Origin of the sequence: Arthrobacter castelli DSM 16402 (genome assembly GCF_000430705.1) — a bacterium.
Taxonomy (GTDB): Bacteria; Actinomycetota; Actinomycetes; order Actinomycetales; family Micrococcaceae; genus Arthrobacter_C; species Arthrobacter_C castelli.
In genome coordinates this window covers 12,383-33,487 of sequence record NZ_AUMN01000005.1, presented here as the reverse complement: position 1 = coordinate 33,487, position 21,105 = coordinate 12,383, and the positions used below count along the sequence as shown (strand labels likewise).

Here is a 21,105-nt window from a genome sequence, read left to right as displayed (position 1 = left end):
TCTCAGTCGTCGTTTCCGGCCTGGCCCGGTGCTGACCCGGTGCTGTCAGTACGGCCAGGACCGCGTCGGACCGGCCGGTTCCGGGCTGGCTTTTGAATCAGCTGCCGGTGTAGTACGTGTCGGCCACGTCCAACGCCTCGTCCAGAATGGCCAGCCCCTCGCGGACTTCGTCGGGAGTTGCCGTGCACGGCGGCACCACATGGGTGCGGTTGAAGTGAGTGAACGGCCACAGGCCGCGGCTCTTGCACGCGGCCGCGAATTCGCCCATGGGAGCGGCTTCCGGGCCGCTGGCGTTGAAGGGCACCAGCGGTTCCCGCGTGTCGCGGTCCTTGACCAGCTCCACGGCCCAGAAGACCCCCAGGCCCCTGACATCCCCGACGCTTGGGTGTCGTTCGGCGATTTTCGCCAGCTCGGGCCCGATCACCTCGTCACCCAGCATCTTCGCGTTTTCGTTGATGCCTTCATCGCGGAAGATGTTGATCGATGCAACCGCGGAGGCGCAGGCCAGCGGATGGCCCGAGTAGGTCAGCCCGCCGGGGTACGGCCGGTCATCGAAGGTTTCGGCGATACGTCGGGAGATAACCACCCCGCCCATTGGCACATAACCGGAGTTGACGCCCTTGGCGAAGGTGATGAGGTCCGGGGTCACGCCCCAGTGGTCGATCGCGAACCATTCGCCGCAGCGGCCGAAGCCGGCCATGACCTCGTCGGAGATCATCATGATCCCGAACTCATCGCAGATGGCGCGGACACCGGCCAGGTAGCCATCGGGCGGCACCAGGATCCCGTTGGTCCCGACCACCGGCTCGAGGATGATGGCGGCGACAGTGTGTGCGCCTTCCACCATGAGGGTGTCCCGCAAATGTTGCAGTGCACGTTCGCATTCCTGCTGCTCATCGTCAGCGTGGAAGGCAGAGCGGTACGGATAAGGGCCCCAGTAATGCACGACGCCGGGCATGGCAGGTTCCGAGGGCCAGCGGCGCGGGTCACCGGTCATGGAAATGGCACCGGCCGTGGAACCGTGGTAGCTGCGGTAGGCGGCGAGGATCTTGTGCCGGCCGGTGTGCAGCCGGGCCATCCGGATGGCATTCTCGGTGGCGTCCGCTCCCCCGTTGGTGAAGAAGACAGCATCGAGATCCCCGGGCGCAAGGTCTGAGATCAGCCGGGCTGCTTCCGACCTGGCGTCATTGGCAAACGGCGGCGCGACCGTGGCAAGCTTGCCCGCCTGCTCCTGAATGGCTGCCACCAGTTTGGGGTGCTGATGGCCGATGTTCAGGTTGACCAGCTGCGAGGAGAAGTCCAGATACTTCTTGCCTTCGTAATCCCAAAAGTACGACCCGCTTCCACCGGCAATCGGTAGCGGCTCGATTTGGGCCTGGGCAGACCAGGAATGGAATACGTGGGCCTTATCAAGCTCCTGGACGCGGTCACCCGTCGCAGGGTCCGCTCCCTCCTGAGCAATGGATGGTGTCATTGTGGCGCTCCTGCCGGTCAGTAATGTGCTTCTTCCGGAAGCATACGTGCCACACCTTACTAATACAATAGTATCTTTGTTACACTACAAAAATGAACGACCGAGGCACTCAGCTGGGGTGGTCCCCTGAAGAACCCACGGCCCGCGGGGTCGCCAACGCCGTCAGCCGCGCCATCCGCGAGGGAACGCTGCAGCCGGGAGAAAAGCTACCGCCCATACGCACGGTGGCAGCAACGTTGAAGCTCTCTCCCACCACGGTCAGCGCCGGGTGGTCGCTGCTGGCACGGTCCGGCTCCATTCAAACGAACGGCCGGCGCGGGACCACCGTTGCCGAATTCCGCCAGGGTTCGGGACGGTACCGCCGGGCAATGGATCAGCGGGGTTTGTTCACGCAGGATCTGTCCACGGGCGTTCCCGACGCCCGGCTGCTGCCGGATTTGGGTCCTGCGATGCAGACGCTGACCACTGCGGCCACCCCCGGCGGCTACCTCGACGAACCGGAAGTTCCCGAGCTGATTGAAGTGCTGCGCCAGGATTGGCCATACCGCGCAGAGGAAATGATCATCACTGACGGGGCCCTTGATGCATTGGAAATGGTGACCCGCGCCCGGATCCGCTTTGGTGACCGCGTCGTCGTCGAACATCCTTCCTTCCCCCTGCTGATCGATCAGTTGGAAACAGCCGGAGCGGAGATCGTCGGGGCCCCCGTCGATGGGCAGGGCATGCAGCCGGGCCCGCTGGCCGAAGCCTTGCGCACCCCTGCGACGGCCGTGTGGCTCCAGCCACGCGCCCACAATCCGACGGGCGCATCCATGACACCGGAGCGGGCCGGCGAACTGGCCGGAATCATCAGCGGTTCCGGCGCCTTGGCGGTTGAAGACGACTCCGCCGGCGCCGTCGCGTCGAGCCCGTCGGTCAGCCTCGGACAGTGGATTCCGGAGCAGACCGTGCATGTGCGCAGCTTCTCCAAATCGCACGGCCCCGACCTGCGGCTGGCAGCCATGAGCGGACCGTCCAGCATCATGGGTGACATCTCCGCGCGTCGCCAATTGGGCCAGGGATGGAGCAGCCGGTTGCTGCAACGCATCCTGCTCGCCCTGCTCACTGGGGAGGCCCCACGCCAGCAGGTTGCCGATGCGCGGGATGAATACCAACGACGGCGGCAGGCAGTTGTCAGCGAACTGGCCGCACACGGCATCGAAGTGGGCCGCCCGGATGGGATCAACATCTGGGTACCTGTCATGGACGAATCGGCCGCCATTGTCCGGTTGGCCAGCCAGGGCATCGGCGTCACCCCCGGAGCGCCGTTCTCCGTACTTCCGGATAAGAGCGGTCACATCCGGGTGACCGTGGGTGCGGCCAGCGATTCACATGCTGAGCTGGCCGCGATGATCGCTTCGGCAGCGCGGGCCGGCGGTTGGACCGGCGGACGGTAATGCACCGCGCCTGAGGGATCCACAATGCCGGTCCTTGTACAGAGCGTGCGTTGCACCCTGGCCTTCAGGGCCCTTCCTCGCGACGCTGATGCGCAATCTGTTCGGCACGTGGTGGTAACGGCGCGCCAATCGACGCGGCGAAGTCAAGAAAGCCCTGGTGACCACGGCGTCCGGGTTTTACATACTGTCAGTGGCGCGTGGAAAGATGAATGGCATGGCCCCTTCCAGCTTCCCGTTGGTCGACGTCGGCGACATTATCCGCCACGTCGGCGGGGCCGCGTTTGCCCGGGCGCAGAGCTATGCTCGTGATGATTCGGTCGCCGAGCTGGAGTTCGACGACGTCACGGGCCGGGTGACCAGCCGGGTCTATGGGACGGCGGCAATTCCGTACCGCTGCCGGATTCAGCTGGTCCGGATGAACAATGGCCGGCACCGGCCAGAGGACAGTTCGTGCAGTTGCCCCATGGTTGAGCAGTGCAAACACGTTGCCGCGACGTTGCTGCATGGCAACACAAACCACATGCTGAGCTCGAACGTGTTCTCCGATTCGCGCCAGCCTCAGTCCGGTTTGCAGGAAGAGTCCGAGAGTCGGCAGAAATTCGATTGGCGCCAGTCGCTGACCGGGCTGCTGGACGACGTCGGCCCCTCCCAACGCTCCACCTCACCGGACGGCGGTCGGCAGGCCATCACACCGCTCGGGTTGCAGTTCGACCTCGCCGCGCCGCCGGCACGCGTCCCGGCCCCGTGGCGTTCGGCCCGCAGGCAGGAGAACCCCAAACCGGCCGGAAGGCAGCTCCGGCCGGTGGTGCGCCCGGTGATGCTTAACAGCAATGGGCGCTGGGTGAAGAACAACCTGCGGTGGAACACCATCAGCTACAAGACCTACGGGCTGAACCTGGACCCGGAACAGCACCGTTGGTTCAGCCAGTTCGCTCCCCTGCACCGCGCCAATGGGCTGGCCTACTATGGCGAGGACAACGACTGGCTGCAGCTGGACGAATTCAGCAGTCCGCTGCTGTGGCAGCTGCTCAAGGAAGCCGAACGGCTCGGCATCGAATTGGTCGGCGCCCGCAAAAACCTGAGCGTGGTCGTCGGCCAGCAGGCGGTGCTGGGTATGGATGCGCGGCTGGCCACGGGCGACGGCGGCGGCTCCAGGCCCGGCTCCGGGTCCGGGTCCAGGGATAGCTCGGGACCCGGGGGCGACCTCACCTTGGCGCCCACAGTGGAGATCGACGGCGACCCCCACCCGGTGGAAACGTCCGGGACCATCGGTCACCACGGCATCTACAGTTACAGCACCACGGATCCGAAAGTGATCACGCTGGCGCCAGTGGCTAAACCGCTGGCAGAGCAAGAACGCCAACTGCTGGCCGATACGAATCCGCTGACCATTCCGGCGGACGAGGTTGACCATTTCCTGGAGGATTTCTACCCCGCCCTGAGCCAGCGGGTGGAAGTGGCCAGCAGCGATTCGTCGGTCTGCTTCCCCGAAGTGGTTCCTCCGGTGCTGGTACTCACGGCAACCTACGGTCCGGCGAACACCCTTGGCACCGCCTGGGACTGGGAGTACACCCACGGGCAGCGCACCAGCCGTAAGCCGCTGCGCCCGGAGCCCGGCGAAACCGGCCACCGGGACCACGCGGCCGAAGCGGCATTGATGAACGCCGCGTGCCGTGCCCTGCAGATCCGGGAGCTGCCCGCCGATGCCACGTTCCAGAACTTCGATGCAGTCGATTTCACTGAACAGATGCTGCCGCGCGTCGAAGAACTCGAGGGCGTGCGGGTCGACATCGTCGGCGAACGGCCGGACTACCGGGAACTGACCGAGACGCCTGAGCTGACAGTCAGTACCGTGGAGACCGACCAGAGTGACTGGTTCGACCTCGGCGTGCTGGTCACGGTCGAGGGGCGGAAGGTGCCGTTCAACGATATCTTCAAGGCGCTGACCCGCGGCGAACGGAAGATTATGCTCGTCGATAAGACATACTTGTCACTGGAGCAGCCTATCTTCGACCGGTTGCGCCGGTTGGTCGATGAGGCTTTGCTGCTGCAGGGCAGGACGCAGGAGAAGAAGCTGTCCGGTTCCGGACAGGAACCGGTGCCGGATGTGGCGGATGAATTGCGGATCAGCCGGTACCAGGCCGGACTGTGGGCCGAGTTGGAGGAGCTGGCCGAAGAAACCGAGCAGGCGAGGGCCTGGCGACAGTCCGTTTCGGGCCTGCTGGAACTCGAGTCGGTGGAGCAGACCGCCGTGCCCGCCGCCGTGCAGGCGGATTTGCGCCCGTACCAGGTCGACGGCTTCAACTGGCTGGCGTTCCTCTGGCACCACGGGTTGGGCGGCGTGCTCGCCGACGACATGGGACTAGGCAAGACGCTGCAGACGCTGTCCCTGCTGGTGCACCGCAAGGAGGTGGCCGGCGGCAGCACCGGAAACCGGCCGTTCCTGGTGGTGGCGCCGACGTCGGTGGTTCCCAACTGGGTTGCCGAAGCGACCAAATTCGCGCCGGGGCTGAACGTCATCGGGATTTCCGAGAGCCGGAAGCGCAGCCGCCAGTCGCTGGAGGCACAAGCTGCCTCCGCCGACGTCGTCGTCACTTCCTACGCGTTGTTCCGCATCGACTTCGAGGCGTACCAGAAGATTCGATGGGATGGGCTGGTGCTGGACGAGGCCCAGTTCGTGAAAAACCGGACGGCCAAGGTGCACCGCTGTGCCCGTGACCTGCAAGCGCCGTTCAAACTGGCAATCACCGGCACGCCGATGGAGAACAACCTGATGGAGCTGCATTCCATCTTCTCCATCGTTGCGCCGGGCCTCTTCCCCATCTCAACGAAGTTCGCCGAGCAGTACCAACGACCTATCGAGCGGAACGGGGACAAGGATCTGCTGGCACAGCTGCGGCGACGGATCAGGCCGTTGATGATGCGCCGCACCAAGGAAGCGGTCGCCGCGGACCTGCCTGCCAAGCAGGAACAGCACCTTGAGGTGGAACTGGGGTCCAAGCACCAGAAGATCTACCAGACGCATCTGCAGGCGGAGCGGCAGAAGATCCTCCGCTTGGTCGAGGACATGGATCGGAACCGGTTCACCATTTTCCAATCGCTGACGCTGCTGCGGTTGCTGAGCTTGGACGCCTCACTGGTCGATGACGAGTACGCCGCCGTCCCCTCGGCCAAGCTCGACGCCCTCTTCGAACAGCTCGGCGATGTGGTGGGCGAAGGGCACCGCGCGCTGGTGTTCAGCCAGTTCACCAGCTTCCTGAAGAAGGCGGCCGAACGACTGGAGGCGGAGGGCATCGACTACTGCTACCTGGACGGCTCCACCCGGCACCGCGCCGGGGCCATCGACCGGTTCAAGGACGGCGAAGCGCCGGTGTTCCTGATCAGCCTCAAGGCCGGCGGGTTCGGACTGAACCTGACCGAGGCGGACTACTGCTTCCTGCTGGACCCGTGGTGGAATCCTGCCACCGAATCCCAGGCAGTCGACCGCACCCACCGGATCGGCCAGACCAAGAACGTGATGGTCTACCGGCTGGTCTCCCGCGACACCATTGAGGAAAAGGTGATGGCTTTGAAGGAACGCAAAAGCCAGCTCTTCTCCTCGGTAATGGACGACGACGGCGTCTTCGCCTCCCAGCTCACCGCCGACGACGTCAGGGGCCTGCTCGCATAGTCCGGGTAGGCGACGTGACGTGTGTTATAATACGCCCATCCGCATCGGTTCGACGATGCATGGAATTGCGCCACCCAGATGCACACCCAGATGCACACCCCGACCGCATGAGGCCCGGCCCATGGTGACCATGACCCAGCACGATACCGAATCCCCCGCCACCGGATCGGATGTCCTCGTTGTGCAAGACCTGGTGCGCAATTTCGGTGAGCTACGTGCCGTCGATGGCGTGTCGTTCCGCATCGCGCCGGGCGAGACCTACGGTGTATTGGGCCCCAATGGCGCGGGCAAGACCACTTCGATCTCGATGATCGCCGGTCTCCTGCGTCCGGACTCCGGCAGCGTGCACGTGGCAGGGCAGCTCATGGGGCCGCGGCAGGTCGGGCCGAAGGCACTGCTGGGGCTCGTCCCGCAGGAACTGGCCATCTACCCGGAACTGAGCGCCGCCGAAAACCTCAGGTTCTTCGGCAGGCTGCAAGGCTTGGGCGGCGCCGAGTTGCGATCGCGCACCGACGAGGTCCTCGACATCATCGGACTGTCCGACCGCGCCAAGAGTGCCACCAAGGAGTTTTCCGGCGGGATGAAACGCCGGTTGAACATCGGTATCGGACTGCTGCACCGTCCGGCTCTGCTCATCCTCGACGAGCCGACCGTGGGCGTCGACCCGCAGTCCCGCAACTCGATCCTCGAATCGGTGGAGGCACTGGCCACCGAAGGAATGTCCGTACTGTACACAACCCACTACATGGAAGAGGCGGAGCGGCTGTGCGACCGGATCGCAATCGTCGACTCCGGACGGATCCAGGCGGAGGGCACCCGTACCGAGCTGATCCGGATCGTCGGCGAACTCGACGAAATCCGCCTTGACGGCTCCGGGGATATCGCCGCCGCAGCCGGCGCACTCGAGCGCTTGCCAGCCGTGGAGCACGTGCTGACCGAGGCCCGTACACTGCGGTTGACGGTACGCGAGGCCCCCACAGCGGTGGCGGGGATCGTCAACGCTGCCGGCCAAGCCGGTATGGAATTGGCCGATGTCGAGATTTCGCGTCCGGACCTCGAGTCAGTGTTTCTCCATCTGACCGGCAAGGCTTTGCGCGACTGATGCTGCGGCAGCTGTGGACTATGACCGCGTCGGATATCCGGCTGCGGATCCGGGACAAGTCGGTGCCGATCTTCGGCCTGCTGGTGCCGTTCGCCCTGATCTTCGTGATGAACCTCGTCTTCGGCGACACGGGCGACACCGATCTCGATGCCGTGACCGTTGCCGCAGCCCAACAGGACTCCGGCGAACTGGGCGCCGTCGTCGTCGACGCCGTGACCGAAGTGCCGGGGATCGACCTCACCGTTACCGACGTTCCGGCCTCGGAGATCCGACCGCTGGTGGAGGCCGGCGACGCGCAGTTGGGGATCACCGTGCCGGCCGACTTCACAGAGAACGTCACCGGCGGCCAGGGCGCACAGCTGAAGCTCATCCAAGGCGAGAGCGCCGCCATGGAGGTCGGGATCCTGACCTCCGTGATCGAAGGGGTGACCGGGCAGTTCGCCGCAGCTGCCGAAGCCACTACTGCCGCCGCCGGGCTGGCGCTGCCGCCGGATGAGGCCGGCCGGATCGCTCAGCAGGTCATTGAGTCCGAGGCGCGCGTGAGTGCCGTCGAGGGCCGGACGGCCACCGAGCAGCTGGGCGCCGGTGCGAGTATCGTGGCCGGCCAGGCCGGGCTGTTCCTGCTCTTCACGGTCGGCTTTGGGGTGCTCGCGCTGCTCAATGAGCGACAGCAGGGAACCCTCGCACGGCTGCAGGCGATGCCCATGCCGCCCGGTCTGGTCGTGCTCTCCAAGGCGCTGTCCAGCTTTATCCTGGGCGTGGTGGCCACGCTGGTGCTGTTGACCGCCGGCTCCCTGCTGTTCGGCGTTTCCTTCGGTGCGCCACTGACGGTGCTGGTGCTCGTGCTCTGCGTGGTGGCGGCCGGCACCTCGCTGATGTTCATCATCGCCCGAGTGGCGCGCACCCCCGAGCAGGCGGGCGTGATGCAGTCGATCTTCGCGATCGTGCTCGGTGTGGCAGGCGGGGCCTTCTTCCCGATCACCGCATCCGGCCCGGCCGGGATGCTGCTCGATCTCAATCCCGTGGCCGCCTTCACCCGTGGCCTGGGAATCAGTGCCGGCGGCGGCGGGCTGGGGGACATCAGTCAGCCGGTGCTCATCATGCTCGGCTTCGCTGTGGCGGCTCTTGTGGTTTCCCGACTGGTCCCCGACCGAGGGGCGGCGGCATGAGGAACCTGCTCGCCATCTCGGCGACCGAGCTGCGGCGGTTCATACGAGACCGGTCAAACATCTTCTTTGTCTTTTTCATGCCGCTGCTGCTCGTGGTGGTCCTGGGGCTGCAGTTCGGCGGTGGCGGCTCCGAATCGCGTGTGGCGGTCAGCGGTGCCGGTGGACGGCTGCGGCAAGCGTTGGCCGCCGAACTGGATGAGCTGTCAGTGGCGGTAGGCGCCACCGGCGACGAAGCCATGCGCGATCAAGTGGCCCGGGGCCGGGCCGCCGCAGGTGTGTACATCCCCAACGACGCCGCCGCGGCCTTCGCTGCCGGGGATCCGACACAGGTCGAGCTCATCGTCGGCACCCAGGGCGGCTCGCAGCTCATCACGCAACAGGTCACGACCGCGCTGCAGGCGGTGTCGCTGGAGAGCGCGCAGCGGGCTGCGTTGACCGGGCAGGGCATCCCGCCCGATGAGGCGGAGCGGGCGCTGGCCGCGGCCGAGCAGGACGTAGGTCCGGTGCACGTGACAATTGAGAGCGTCAGCGAGCTGGACGAGGAATTCAGCGGGCTTGGCCAGTTCGATCTCGGCGCGGCCAGCCAGCTGCTGCTGTTTGTCTTCCTGATCTCCCTGGCCGGCTCGGTCACGCTCATCCAGTCCCGGCAGTATGGCGTGCAGCGACGGATCGTGGCTGCCCCTGTCTCTCCGAGGCAGGCATTGGCGGGACAAGCCCTGGGGCGGTGGGTGATCGCAGTTTTCCAAGGTTCCTACATCATGGCGGCTACAGCCTTGATCTTCGACGTGGACTGGGGCAACCTGTGGCTGTCGCTACTGGTGCTCATGGTGTTCGGGGCCGTCGCGGCCGGCGGGGCAATGCTGATCGGCTCGCTGATGGACAGCGACAACGCTGCCAGCGGCGTGGGCGTGGGCGTTGGCCTCGTGCTCGCTGCGCTGGGAGGCTGCATGCTGCCCCTCGAGCTGTTCCCTGACACCCTGCGGACCATCGCGAATGTCACGCCCCACGCCTGGGCCTACGAGGCCTACGCCGAGATCCAGCGACACGGAGGCGGCTTGACGGATATCCTCCCACAGCTGGCCGCGATGGCTGCGGTGCTGCTGGCACTCGGTGCATGGGCACTGCGCCGCAGCGTGGCCAGGGCGATGTGAGGGCGGAGCGCCTCAGGTGCCCTCCGGTGCACCGGCCCTACCCATGGCATTCCCCGGCGGCGCGGCCTAGTATGTGGTCAAGCCCTACCCGCTCCGGGAACCGGGCACGCCCTGACAAGGCCTGCATTCCACTTCCGGCGCGGAGTGAGACTTTTGTGATCGGATCCGCACCAAAGATGGGCGGATCTACTGCGAACAGGAGGGGTATCAAATGGCAGGGAACAGAGCTGTTGCCTACAAGGAACCGGGCCGGGTCGAGGTTATCGATATCGACTACCCGGAGTTCGAGCTCAAGGACGGCCCGGGGGTGAACCCGGCCAATGTCGGCCGCCAAGTGCATCACGGTGCGATCATCAAGACCGTCGCCACCAATATCTGCGGCTCCGACCAGCACATGGTCCGCGGCCGCACCACCGCTCCCAAAGATCTGGTCCTCGGGCACGAGATCACCGGCGAAGTGGTCGAAACCGGCCGGGATGTGGAATTCGTTAAGAAGGGCGACATCTGCTCGGTTCCCTTCAACATTTCCTGCGGTCGGTGCAAGAACTGTATTGAGCGCAAAACCGGGATCTGCTTGAACGTCAACCCCGACCGGCCCGGCAGCGCCTACGGTTACGTGGACATGGGTGGCTGGGTCGGCGGCCAGGCCAACTACGTATTGGTTCCCTACGCCGATTGGAATCTGCTGACGTTCCCGGACCGGGATCAGGCCCTGGAGAAGATCATGGACCTGACCATGCTCTCCGACATCTTCCCCACCGGGTTCCACGGTGCCTATACGGCCGGCGTCGGGGCTGGTTCAACGGTCTACGTCGCCGGCGCAGGACCTGTGGGGCTGGCGACCGCCGTCGGCGCACAGTTGCTCGGCGCCGCCGTCGTCATTGTCGGTGATATGAATGCCGACCGGCTCAAGCAGGCACGCAGCTTCGGATGCGAAACGGTTGACGTGTCCAAGGGCCATCCCAAGGACCAGATCGAGCAGCTGCTCGGTGTGCCGGAGGTCGACGCCGCGGTCGATGCCGTCGGTTTCGAAGCCAAGGGCCACGGCGAGGGCGCGGCGGAGGCACCCGCGACGGTGCTGAACTCGTTGATGGATGTCACGGCCGCCGGTGGTTCCATGGGCATCCCCGGTCTCTACGTGACCGGAGATCCGGGCGGGGTCGACGAGGCAGCGCAGAAGGGGTCGCTGTCATTGAGCCTGGGCACCGGATGGGCCAAGTCCCTGTCGTTCACCACTGGCCAGTGCCCGGTAATGAGATACAACCGTGGCCTGATGCAGGCGATACTGCACGACAAGGTGCACATCGCCAAGGCCGTCAACGCCAAGGCGATTGGCTTGGAAGAGGCGCCGCGCGGCTACGAGGAGTTCGACGCCGGCGCCGCCACCAAGTACGTGCTCAACCCGAACGGGTACTTGCCCGCATAGCGACCGGGGCTCTCCCGGCGGGGGTATAGGCAGCTGTGGCGGTATCCGGGGGTTCGCCGCCACAGCTGCCTTCTCACGTGGTCGATGACCATCCGCTTGGTTGTCACCGCTCCGTCAGATCCCTTTGGCCTCGCCTGCCCGCCAGACGAATTCGGGCAGATTACCGTTGACCTCCCAGTCCCCCAGAATCCGTGCCTTATAGATCGCCGGATTGTGCGAACTCAACGTGCGGGCATTGCGCCAGAACCGGTCCAGCTGTGCCGGCGCCTTGGTCGCGGAGGCGCCGAGGGCGTCAAAGAGCCGCGACCCGGAACGCTGCGTCAACTCCCCCGCCACAACCTGGGTTTGGCTGGAACCAAGTTCGACGGCGGTAATTGCCGCTTGTTGCGACTCCGGGGTGGCCGTATGGCGCTGGTCGAAGGCAGTCTGAGCCAGCCGGGCAACCTCCAGCGTCGCCGCCGACGTCGCGAACGCATTGGCGGACAGTTCCCCGACCACCTGCTGTATCTGCACATCGGCGCTGGATCTTTCGCCGTTGCCGTGGCTGTAGACCCGGGTGCGGTCGCGGACATGCGCGGCGGTCTCCGTCACGATGGCCTTGCAGATTCCGGCGAGCGTCGCGTTGTGGATCAGCTGGAAGATCCCGGTCAGATACGGAGCGCGGTCCTCGCTGAACAGCACGTTCTCAGCAGGGACCGGGACGTTATCGTAGATGGTGGTTCCGCTGGCCGTCAGCCGTTGGCCGAAGCCGTCCCAATCGTCGCGGATGTCCACGCCAGGGGCGGAAGTATCGACCAAGGCATTGACATCCACGCCTTCGGAATCGCGTGCTCCCGTGAGGATCCAGTCGGCGAACAGGCTGCCGGTGGTGTAGTACTTCGTACCGGTGATACGCCAGCCCTCTTCGTCCGGCTCAATCCGCGTACCAACCTCACCAACCTTCGCCGGCCCCGTCTCGCTCCAGGCGTTTCCGACCAGCTGGCCCTTGCCAATCCGGCGCAGCCAGTCAGTGCTGGGGGTGCCGTGTGTGCTGTGTGTACTGCCGCCTGAGTACAGCCGGTCCTCCACGAAGGCAAAGTGCGATCGCAGGGCCTGCGGGAGATTGGAATCCGCGGCCGCGAGTTCGATCAACAGCGTGAAGAACTGCGGCAGCGTCGCGCCGTCTCCGCCGAGCTCGCGGGGAATCCGGATCGCTCCGAAACCGGCATCGCCAAGCCAGCGGATCTGCTCGGACGGCAGAATCCGGTGCCGCTCGCGCTCGACTGCTCCTGCTGCGATCCGTTCAAAGACCGGGCGATACTTGGCGGCCAGTTCCGCGTCAGTCGGTGGAGCTGTTTCCGCTTCTATGCTCGCTGTCGTCGTCATGCCGTCACCCCCACCTGGTTGAACGCGCCACGATAGGCCGCGCCGCGGTGGGTCGGCGGCAGTAGCGGACTCGCTCCAGGGAATAGCCGCTCGCGCAGGGTGGATTCGCGGTATTCCTTCCGGTACCGGCCGCGCTTCTGCAGTTCCGGCACCAGTTGTTCGACGACGTCGGTGAAGGTTCCGGGCGAGAGGAACTGGACGATGTTGAACCCGTCCAGGTCTGCCGTCTCGACGATCTCCTCGATCCGGTCAGCCACCTGTTCGGCGGTGCCGGCGATGAAGAATTCGTCGTTGCGGGGGTCTGCCATGGAGTCGATCACCTCGTGGGCACGCTTGCGGTTCGGCCCGGTGGAGAATTCGGCCTCCGCGGTCTGGCCATGGTCGCGGCCCACGTATTTGAGGTATTCGTCGGTCTCCAGCGAGGCGATGTCGATTCCGGAACCGCCACCGAAGTGCACCAGATGTCCCTCGACGTCACGCAGCCGCACTACTTCGGCGACCTTGCGTTTCACCTCTGCCTCGGTCTCACCGAGGACGATGTTGACCGATGCGAGCGCCTTGATCGCGTCCCGGCCGCGCCCAGCCGCCTCGGCCCGGGCGCGCAGGTCCGCGACGCTGGCCGCCACCCGCTGCACGCTGCGCCCGCCGACAAAGACCGCCTCCGCGTGCCGGGCGGCGAATGCCTTGCCCCGCTCGGAGGTACCCGCCTGGTAGATCACGGGGGTGCGCTGTGGACTCGGCTCGGACAGGTGCGGTCCATCGACCGTGAAGTACTTGCCCTCATGGCCGATCTCGTGGACCTTGGCCGGATCGGTGTAGACGCCACGGCCGCGGTCCCGGATCACCGCGTCGTCCTCCCAGGACCCTTCCCACAGTTTGTACGAGACATCGAGGAATTCCTCGGCCAGATCGTAACGGTCGTCGTGCTTCACATGCGCCGGCAGGCCAAAGTTGCGGGCGGCGTCGGGCAGGTAACCGGTGACCACATTCCACGCCAGCCGGCCCTTGGTCAGATGATCCAGCGTGGACAGCCGGCGCGCATTGCCGAACGGCGGCTCGTAGGTGGTGGAATATGTGACGGCGAAACCGAGGTGCTCCGTGGCCGCCGCCATCGCCGGGACCACCAGGTACGGATCATTATTGGGCACCTGCACACCCCGTTCGACGGCGGGATCCCGGCTGCCGCGGTAGACGTTGTACGTTCCGACGACGTCGGCCAGGAAGATCGCGTCGAACAAGCCGCGCTCGAGCAGCTGGGCTGTTTCCGTCCAGTATTCCAGGTCGGTGTAGTGGTGCCGCCGGTTTTCCGGGTGCACCCACAATCCATGGTTGATGTGGCTGACGGTGTTCATTTCGAACCCGTTGAAGTGGATCTCCTTGCTCACGCTTGCCCTCCTGTTGGCTTGTTCTCGCGCTGCGGCAGTGTCGGCACGGCGGCCAGCAGCTGTTGTGTGTATTCGTGCTGCGGATGGGTGAAAATGTCGCCGGCGGTGCCGTACTCAACGGTCTGTCCGTCTTTGAGCACCAGCACCTCGTCGCTGACCTGTTGGATCACGCCCAGGTCGTGGCTGATGAAGAGGTAACTCAACCCAAGGCGACGCTGCAGGTCTTCAAGCAGGTCCAGCACCTGTGCCTGGATGGACACGTCGAGGGCCGAAACCGGTTCGTCGAGCAGCAGCACCTGCGGTTCGGTGGCCAGTGCCCGGGCGATCGCCACCCGCTGCCGCTGCCCGCCGGAGAGGGTGAGCGGCCTGCGCCGAAGGACGTCGCGGGCCAAGCCCACCTGCTCCAGCAACGCAGCTGCCCGCTCAGTTCGGTCGCGGCGGGTGCCGATGCCTCCCGCGTGGAGGGCATCGCACAGTACGCGTTCGACGGTAAAGCGGGGGTCGAAGGAACTGAGCGGATCCTGGTTCACCAGCTGGATATCCGGCCGGTGCCGGCGCCGCTCCTTCTCGGGAATGCCGGACCACTGCAGCCCGCCGAGGGTCACCGTGCCGCCGTCGGCCCTGCTCAATCCGAGGGCGATCCGCGCGGTGGTGGATTTTCCCGAGCCGGATTCGCCGACGATTCCCAGCGTGCGGCCGCGTTCCACAGTGAACGAGACATCGCGAACCACCTGTCGGCTGGCGCCTCCGGGCTGTGGGTACCTCTTGGACAATCCGGTGGCCTGCAGCGCCGGAGCGTTGGGGTCGAGGTCGCTGGGCCGCCCGGTTTTGGCCGGCTCCATGCTGTCCGCCCCTGGTGCACTACTGCCCGCCCCTGATGCTGCTGCCACGTCCCGGCGCCGCTCCTTCGCGGCTGAGGGAACCGCATCCAGCAACGCCTGGGTGTACGCATGCCGCGGGTTCGTCAGCACTTCAGACGTCCGGCCCGATTCAACAATGCGTCCGGACTTCATCACGGCCACTTCGTCCGCCAGCTCGGCAACCACCGACAGGTCATGCGAGATGATGATCAATCCGCGGCCCTTGTCCTTGAACGACTGCAGCAGCTTCAGGATCTGTGCCTGCACGGTCGCATCAAGCGCCGTCGTCGGCTCGTCAGCAATCACCAGCGACGGGTTCAACACCGTGGCCTGGGCGATCAAGGCCCGCTGCCGCAGTCCGCCGGAGAGTTCACCGGAGAGTTGCCGCCGCCGCAGCTGCGGATCATCAACTCCAGCCTCCAGCAGCGCCGCCTCGGTCCTGGCGGATCGCTCAACCGCGGAACGGACGCCATGGGCCCGCAGCGCCTCGTCGATTTCCTGTCCGATAGTGCGCAGTGGATCCAGTGAGACCAGCGCGTCCTGCAGGATGTAGCCAATCTCCTTGCCGCGGAGGGACCCCAGAGTCCGCTCCGAAGCCGCCGCCACCTCGGTTCCGAGGACATCCAGTTTCCCCGCGGTAACGACGGCGTTTGCTGCGTTAAGGCCCAGCAATGCCCGCGCCGTGACAGACTTTCCCGAGCCCGATTCGCCCACCAGCGCCAGGCATTCACCCGGAGCCAACGCCAGCGACACGTCTTCGACCACCGCACGGCTGCTCCGGCCGCTGCGGAAGCTGATATTCAGGTCCCGCACCTCGAGGAGCCCCGCAGGACGCAAGGAGGTTCCGGCGTCGGACTTTACTGGTGTTGTACTCATGACTTACTCCTGTCCTTCCAGCCTGCGCTGTGCATAGCGGCCGACGACGGTCGTGGTCAGCGCGGCAAGGGTGATGAAGATGCCGGGAAAGACCGCAATCCACCAGGCGATTTGGATGTAGCTGCGTCCGTCGGCGAGCATTGCGCCCCATTCGGCTGCCGGTGGTTGCGCGCCGAGGCCAAGGAAGCTCAGCGACGATGCCCAGACCACGGCCTGCCCGACGCCGAGGGTGGCCAGCACCAGCAGCGGCCGGACGACGTTGGGAATCACGGTGTGCCACAGCGTGTAGGCAGGCGAGCGTCCGAGCGCATGCGCGGTTTCCACATACGGGGCGGCGACGACCTGGAGCGTCTGGGTTCGCAGCATCCGCGCATACCCCGGCGCGGTTCCAATGCCGACGGCGACTGCCGAGGTGACGACGCCGGTGCCGGAGATCGCGATCACGATCAAGGCGAGCAGCAGGCCGGGAAACGCAAACAGGATCTCCACCGCACGGCTGATCGCCGTGTCCACGAACCGGCCCATCACGCCGGCGGTGATGCCCAGCAATCCGCCGAGGGTGAGCCCGATCGCCGTCGCAGTAAAGCCGATCAGCAGCGATTGGCCCGCGCCGGCCACCACCCGGGAAAAGACATCCCTGCCGTTCTGGTCCGTCCCGAACAGGTGCTCTGCCCCCGGGGCCGTGAACGCCGCCGACGGATCGATCGCGTACGGATCGTGCGTCATGAACAATTGCGGCGCGGCAGCCGCCAGCAACAGGAACACCAGCACGGCACCGGCCGTCCAGATGCCAAGTGGGATATCGAGGGCAAAACGGGTAAGTTCGCTCGACCGCAGACGGCGGTTCCGGCCCTGTTGCGGCCCGGACGGCTGTGTTACCTCCGGGTCTTGAACTGCAATACTCATGCTTGCTCCTCCTGGACCCGGGGATCGACCACGCGGTACAGCACGTCGACGATCAGGTTCACAATGATGTAGACGGCGGCGATCATCAGCACCACCGCCAGCGTGATCGGCAGATCGCGGCTGGTAATGGCGTCGACCAGGCTGCGGCCCAGGCCCTGCCGGGCGAAAATAACTTCCACGACGACGGCGGCGCTGACCAGCGAGCCGATCGCCCAGGCCGACAGCGTCAGACCGGGCAGCAGCGCGTGCCGGAGCACGTGCCGGATCCGGACCGACCAGTCGCTGAGTCCGCGGGCCCGTGCTGAAAGCACGAAGGGCTGGACGAGTGCTTCCTCAAAGGAGGTGCGCGTGACCTGGGCGATGAAGCCGGCCAGCGGAATGGCCAGCGCCAGCGAGGGCAGCACCAGCGCCGCGAAGCCGCCATTTCCGGCCACCGGGAACCAGCCAAGTACGACGGCGAAGATCACCAGCAGCACGATGCCCGCCCAGAACTGCGGCACAGAGGCGAAGAGCACTTCCACGCCCCGGCCCACCGATTCGAGGACCCGGCTCCGTCCGACAGTCAGCAGGGTGAAAGCCAGGGCCATCGCCCAGGCGAACACCATGGCCAGTGCGGCCAGTTGCAGGGTGGGAAGGATCTGCGGTCCCAGTATCTCCAGCACCGGCACCTTGTACACATAGGAGGTGCCGAAGTCGCCCTGCAGCAGGCCGGCCAGATAGTCCAGGTACTGCAGTACCAGCGGCTGGTCGAGCCCGAAATCCTCGCGGATGCTGGCGATCGTGGCCGGCGAGGGCGAACTGGCATTCGGCCCCAGAATCACCTTGACCGGATCTCCGGGGACGAGGCGCAACACGAAGAATGCCACCGTAACCGCTGCCCACAATACGAACAGCGAGCCCAGTGTCCGCTTGGCGATCACCAGCGGAAGCGATCCCCTCGAGGCTGTGGTGCGGGGCAGCTCGGTGTGGACGGCCGGGCCGGTGCTTGTCGACGTCGTACTCATGATGCAGCCACCACCTTTGCGTCATAGAGATAGGGAACCGACAGCGATGGCTCCAGCCGGACGCCGCTGACCCGGTCCGTCCTCACGCCGATCTGGCTGGCCTGGTTGAACAGCGTCAACTGGTACGCTCCATCGCTGACGATCTGCTGGGCCTCGAGGTAGAGCCGACGCCGCTCATCGGGGTCATTCGTGGCCAGCGCATCGTTCAGGATGCGGTCCAGTTCCGGATCGCTGAGCCCGGCCCTATTGGAGCCGAATCCGTTGGAAGGCAAATATTCGGAGCCCAGAATGATCCGCAGCACATCGGCGGTGTTGGTGTTCCAGTACCCCGCGCGGAGGTCGTACTGGAAGGTATTCGTCCGCTTGGTCACGGTCGCCGTGTCCAGGTTCTGGATCACCATCTCGATGCCGATCTGCTTCGCGCTGGCCTGCAGCTGGGTCATCAGTGCCGTGAACGCCGACGGCCAGGAACCTGGATCGTAAGGCAGCACCACGGAAAGCCGCTTGCCGTCCTTGGTCCGGTAGCCTTCGTCGTCGCGGCCGGTCCAGCCCGCCTCGTCCAGCAACCGGTTCGCCTTCTCCTGGTCCGGAGCGTAAACGTCTTCGAATCGTGGCGAGTAGAAACGCGTGGCCGAACTCAGGGGCCCACCGGCGTGGGTGACCGTGCCGAAGTACACGCTCTCGATGCCGGCCTTCACGTAGGAGCCGTAGAGGAACGCCTTGCGGACCCGGATGTCGTCGAACGGCGGCCGGGTGATGTTAAAGGTCAGGTTGGTCGGATTGCCGGGCCGGTCCTGCAGGATCAGGGACACCCGGTCATCGGCTCTGGCCTCGGCGAAATTGACCGCCGGCATCCGGTCGATGGCGTCCACCTGGCCCGCCCGCAGCATGCCGTAGCGGGTGGCGTCCTCGGGGATAATCCGCCACACCAGCTCGGCGATATGCGCTGGCCCCTCGTGCTCGGCGAAGGGCGGCGCACTGTTGTAGTCCTCGTTACGAACCAGTTTGACCTTGCTCTGCGGCACGTAATCCACCACCTTGAACGGACCCGTGCCAACCGGTGACGCGCAGTTCTCCGCCTGCGACCGCTTCAGCGCCTTCGGAGACTGGATGCCAAGGAACGGCTGGGCGAGGACCTCGAGGAACGCGGCGTACGGCCGATCAAGGGTCACCACCGCCGTCGTCTCATCCACCACCGTGGTTTTGACGTACGGCTCCAGGTAGCCGCCAGCCGTACCGGAATGCGTGTCCGGATCGACCATGTGCTCCAGGTTCGCCTTCACCGCTGCGGCATTGAAGGGTGTTCCATCCGTGAACGTGACGTCGTCGCGCAGATGGAAGGTGTACCGGAGTCCGTCGTCGGAGACCTCCCAGGAGGTGGCGAGCCAGGGGTGGATTTCGCCGTCCTTGTCCATCGAAACGATTGAGTCCAGGTAGTTGGCGGCAAGGGACGCCTGAGGCATGTCGCCACCGACGTGAGGGTCAAGGCACGTGATGTTCTTGCCAGTCGCAAACACAAACTGACCGCCGCCGTCTTGTGCCGGGTCCCGGGCCTCGGCGGCCCCGGAGCATCCCGTCACAGCCAGCACGACGACGGCTATCATCGCACTTCCCACTACGTGGGCAATTGGTTTTTTCATCGGTCGGTAGGTTCTTTCTATCGTGAGTGCGCCTGCCATTCAGGCGCCGGGTGAGTAGGCCACTACAAGTGCCCGGAGGGCGCGGATCGGTTCATTAGTACCGGTGACGAAACGGCCACCGGCGGCCGGAGATAACGGCAAGATCAGACAATCTGCGCGACGAAGGCTGACTGATTAGCCGTTCAACGGCGGGAAACAGACGGCGCGAAAAAGATGCCCTGTCAGCCGGTTAAGGGCAAGGGGTGAATGAAATGCTAAGCGGGATCAGCTGGGACAGGAATTCATGACAATACGGTGCGGTGCACCGATTCCTTTCGGTGTGCTCTTGCCTGCACCAGGTGCCGCCAACGCGGCGAGTACAGGCCGCTTCATCATCCGAACCACCCGTGAAGCATGGGGTTGGTGCATGGCCAAGTCGGAGCTTGGAAGGCCACATCTCTTGAAGCTGTTCTGAGTATATGCAGGTCCGCCGCGTCGAAACCAGCAATGGCATTAATCATTCGTAATCTTTTTTCCTGCATTGCATTCGGGGCTATTCCTGCTTCCCCGAGCCACCGCTTTTAGCAATCTTCCAATGGAATTCCTGTCGCGCTGATCGGTTGTACATAATATGGCGCTTACGAAGATTCCGGTCTCCATCCTCGACCGGGCCAATGCCCGGGCCGGCTGGACTGAAGCCGCAGCGTTGCAGAGCACGGTCGAACGCGCACAACGTGCCGAGCGGCTGGGCTACCGTCGCTTCTGGGTGGCCGAACACCACGGAGTTCCGGGCATTACCGGATCGGCTCCGACCGTACTGATGGCAGCCCTCGCTGCTGCCACCGAGTCCATTCGCATCGGTTCCGGCGGCATCATGCTGCCCAACCATCAGCCGCTCGTGGTGTCCGAACAGCTCGCCACGCTGGAAGCGCTCTTCGGCGGACGGATCGATGCGGGACTGGGCCGTTCGCTCGGCTTCACCTCCGGAGTGCGGCGGGCGCTTGGCGCCGACAGGGAAGACGCCGCCAGATTCGAAGAAGACCTGGGAAGCTTGCTGGACTATCTGTCGGGCACCTCCGCGATCACCGCCCGGCCGGCGAACCGCGCACAAACTCCCGTGTTCGTGCTGGCAACCGGAGCCGGCGTCGACATCGCAGCACGCGCCGGACTGGCCGTCGTCTTCGGCGGGCCGGGGCTGTTCCGCGCACCTGAAGGCGGGGAACAGCCCCTTACCCGGTACCGCCGGATGTTCCGGCCCTCGAGGTGGTACGCCGAACCGCACATCATCGTATCGGCCAACATCGCCGTCGGCTCCTCTGCCGCCGCAGCCCGTGACCTGCTGTTGCCGGAGGCATGGGCATTGGCACTGTCCCGCACCCGGGGCGAGTTCACGGCGCTGCAGCCAGCCACCGAATTGGACACTGGACAGACCACGGATCGGGAACAGAGATTCGTTGAACAGAACCTGGAGATGGCCATCTACGGCACCGAAGGCGAAGTGCACCGGCGACTGGACGACCTCGTTGTGTCCACAGGCGCCAACGAACTGCTGGTGACCGGAGGGGCGTACGACGTCGGGGCGCAGCTGGAATCTGACGCCAGGATCATCAAGATCCTGGAGGGATAACGCCAGGAACATCTTGTCCAAGCGTTCAGACCAGA

General features: G+C 65.2%; 14 protein-coding genes and 1 riboswitch. Of the genes, 7 read left to right on the top strand and 7 right to left on the bottom strand.

Annotated elements, in window-relative coordinates; all coding sequences use genetic code 11:
- Nucleotides 1-97: 97 nt before the first annotated feature.
- Nucleotides 98-1,474 (bottom strand): aspartate aminotransferase family protein, encoded by a 1,377-nt coding sequence (locus tag H535_RS0107280; RefSeq protein ID WP_026819026.1) that lies wholly within the window; start codon nucleotides 1,472-1,474, stop codon nucleotides 98-100.
- Between the two features lie 92 nt (nucleotides 1,475-1,566).
- Between H535_RS0107280 and H535_RS0107275 the strand changes: the two genes are divergently transcribed.
- From H535_RS0107275 to fdhA, 6 genes are all read left to right on the top strand, one after another.
- Entirely contained in the window at nucleotides 1,567-2,910 is a 1,344-nt protein-coding gene (locus tag H535_RS0107275; protein ID WP_026819025.1) for an aminotransferase-like domain-containing protein, read from the top strand.
- 214 nt (nucleotides 2,911-3,124) lie between these two features.
- Nucleotides 3,125-6,580, top strand: a complete 3,456-nt coding sequence (locus H535_RS24060) for a DEAD/DEAH box helicase (protein ID WP_162144860.1) — start codon at nucleotides 3,125-3,127, stop codon at nucleotides 6,578-6,580.
- 130 nt (nucleotides 6,581-6,710) lie between these two features.
- A complete protein-coding gene (locus H535_RS0107265; RefSeq protein WP_051298816.1) occupies nucleotides 6,711-7,682 on the top strand; it encodes an ABC transporter ATP-binding protein in 972 nt (323 codons plus the stop codon).
- Between the two features lie 20 nt (nucleotides 7,683-7,702).
- Nucleotides 7,703-8,851 (top strand): ABC transporter permease, encoded by a 1,149-nt coding sequence (locus H535_RS0107260; RefSeq protein WP_026819023.1) that lies wholly within the window; start codon nucleotides 7,703-7,705, stop codon nucleotides 8,849-8,851.
- On the top strand, nucleotides 8,848-10,002 hold the full coding sequence (locus H535_RS0107255) for an ABC transporter permease (protein WP_026819022.1): 1,155 nt from the start codon (nucleotides 8,848-8,850) through the stop codon (nucleotides 10,000-10,002). The genes H535_RS0107260 and H535_RS0107255 overlap by 4 nt, the downstream gene beginning before the upstream one ends.
- A 211-nt stretch (nucleotides 10,003-10,213) precedes the next feature.
- Complete coding sequence (gene fdhA, locus H535_RS0107250) at nucleotides 10,214-11,428, top strand: formaldehyde dehydrogenase, glutathione-independent (protein ID WP_026819021.1); 1,215 nt, start codon at nucleotides 10,214-10,216, stop codon at nucleotides 11,426-11,428.
- Nucleotides 11,429-11,542: 114 nt separating this feature from the next.
- Here the strand turns inward: fdhA and H535_RS0107245 are convergent, their stop codons facing one another.
- The 6 genes from H535_RS0107245 to H535_RS0107220 are packed head-to-tail and all read right to left on the bottom strand — an operon-like array spanning nucleotide 11,543 to nucleotide 19,464.
- Nucleotides 11,543-12,793, bottom strand: a complete 1,251-nt coding sequence (locus H535_RS0107245; protein WP_051298745.1) for an acyl-CoA dehydrogenase family protein — start codon at nucleotides 12,791-12,793, stop codon at nucleotides 11,543-11,545.
- Nucleotides 12,790-14,178 carry an LLM class flavin-dependent oxidoreductase gene (locus tag H535_RS0107240; protein WP_026819019.1) on the bottom strand — a complete coding sequence of 463 codons (1,389 nt, stop codon included), beginning with the start codon at nucleotides 14,176-14,178 and terminating at the stop codon, nucleotides 12,790-12,792. The genes H535_RS0107245 and H535_RS0107240 overlap by 4 nt, the downstream gene beginning before the upstream one ends.
- Nucleotides 14,175-15,914, bottom strand: coding sequence for a dipeptide ABC transporter ATP-binding protein (locus H535_RS0107235; protein WP_026819018.1), 1,740 nt, complete (start codon nucleotides 15,912-15,914; stop codon nucleotides 14,175-14,177). Before H535_RS0107235 ends, H535_RS0107240 begins: the two co-directional genes overlap by 4 nt.
- A 3-nt stretch (nucleotides 15,915-15,917) precedes the next feature.
- A complete protein-coding gene (locus H535_RS0107230; RefSeq protein ID WP_026819017.1) occupies nucleotides 15,918-16,820 on the bottom strand; it encodes an ABC transporter permease in 903 nt (300 codons plus the stop codon).
- Nucleotides 16,817-17,824, bottom strand: coding sequence for an ABC transporter permease (locus tag H535_RS0107225; RefSeq protein WP_245580212.1), 1,008 nt, complete (start codon nucleotides 17,822-17,824; stop codon nucleotides 16,817-16,819). The genes H535_RS0107230 and H535_RS0107225 overlap by 4 nt, the downstream gene beginning before the upstream one ends.
- Nucleotides 17,821-19,464 carry an ABC transporter substrate-binding protein gene (locus H535_RS0107220; protein ID WP_051298743.1) on the bottom strand — a complete coding sequence of 548 codons (1,644 nt, stop codon included), beginning with the start codon at nucleotides 19,462-19,464 and terminating at the stop codon, nucleotides 17,821-17,823. Before H535_RS0107220 ends, H535_RS0107225 begins: the two co-directional genes overlap by 4 nt.
- Nucleotides 19,465-19,780: 316 nt before the next feature.
- Nucleotides 19,781-19,909, bottom strand: a riboswitch (SAM riboswitch).
- A gap of 165 nt (nucleotides 19,910-20,074) precedes the next feature.
- Here H535_RS0107220 and H535_RS0107215 point away from each other — a divergent pair.
- Nucleotides 20,075-21,070, top strand: a complete 996-nt coding sequence (locus H535_RS0107215) for an MsnO8 family LLM class oxidoreductase (RefSeq protein WP_026819014.1) — start codon at nucleotides 20,075-20,077, stop codon at nucleotides 21,068-21,070.
- Nucleotides 21,071-21,105: the final 35 nt, after the last annotated feature.

Coding starts and splice junctions, on each gene's coding strand:
- H535_RS0107230 (WP_026819017.1), bottom strand. CDS start 16,820: ATGAGTATTGCAGTTCAAGACCCGGAGGTAACACAGCCGTCCGGGCCG.
- H535_RS0107235 (WP_026819018.1), bottom strand. CDS start 15,914: ATGAGTACAACACCAGTAAAGTCCGACGCCGGAACCTCCTTGCGTCCT.
- H535_RS24060 (WP_162144860.1), top strand. CDS start 3,125: ATGGCCCCTTCCAGCTTCCCGTTGGTCGACGTCGGCGACATTATCCGC.
- H535_RS0107220 (WP_051298743.1), bottom strand. CDS start 19,464: ATGAAAAAACCAATTGCCCACGTAGTGGGAAGTGCGATGATAGCCGTC.
- H535_RS0107245 (WP_051298745.1), bottom strand. CDS start 12,793: ATGACGACGACAGCGAGCATAGAAGCGGAAACAGCTCCACCGACTGAC.
- H535_RS0107280 (WP_026819026.1), bottom strand. CDS start 1,474: ATGACACCATCCATTGCTCAGGAGGGAGCGGACCCTGCGACGGGTGAC.
- H535_RS0107215 (WP_026819014.1), top strand. CDS start 20,075: ATGGCGCTTACGAAGATTCCGGTCTCCATCCTCGACCGGGCCAATGCC.
- fdhA (WP_026819021.1), top strand. CDS start 10,214: ATGGCAGGGAACAGAGCTGTTGCCTACAAGGAACCGGGCCGGGTCGAG.
- H535_RS0107265 (WP_051298816.1), top strand. CDS start 6,711: ATGACCCAGCACGATACCGAATCCCCCGCCACCGGATCGGATGTCCTC.
- H535_RS0107255 (WP_026819022.1), top strand. CDS start 8,848: ATGAGGAACCTGCTCGCCATCTCGGCGACCGAGCTGCGGCGGTTCATA.
- H535_RS0107275 (WP_026819025.1), top strand. CDS start 1,567: ATGAACGACCGAGGCACTCAGCTGGGGTGGTCCCCTGAAGAACCCACG.
- H535_RS0107225 (WP_245580212.1), bottom strand. CDS start 17,824: ATGAGTACGACGTCGACAAGCACCGGCCCGGCCGTCCACACCGAGCTG.
- H535_RS0107260 (WP_026819023.1), top strand. CDS start 7,703: ATGACCGCGTCGGATATCCGGCTGCGGATCCGGGACAAGTCGGTGCCG.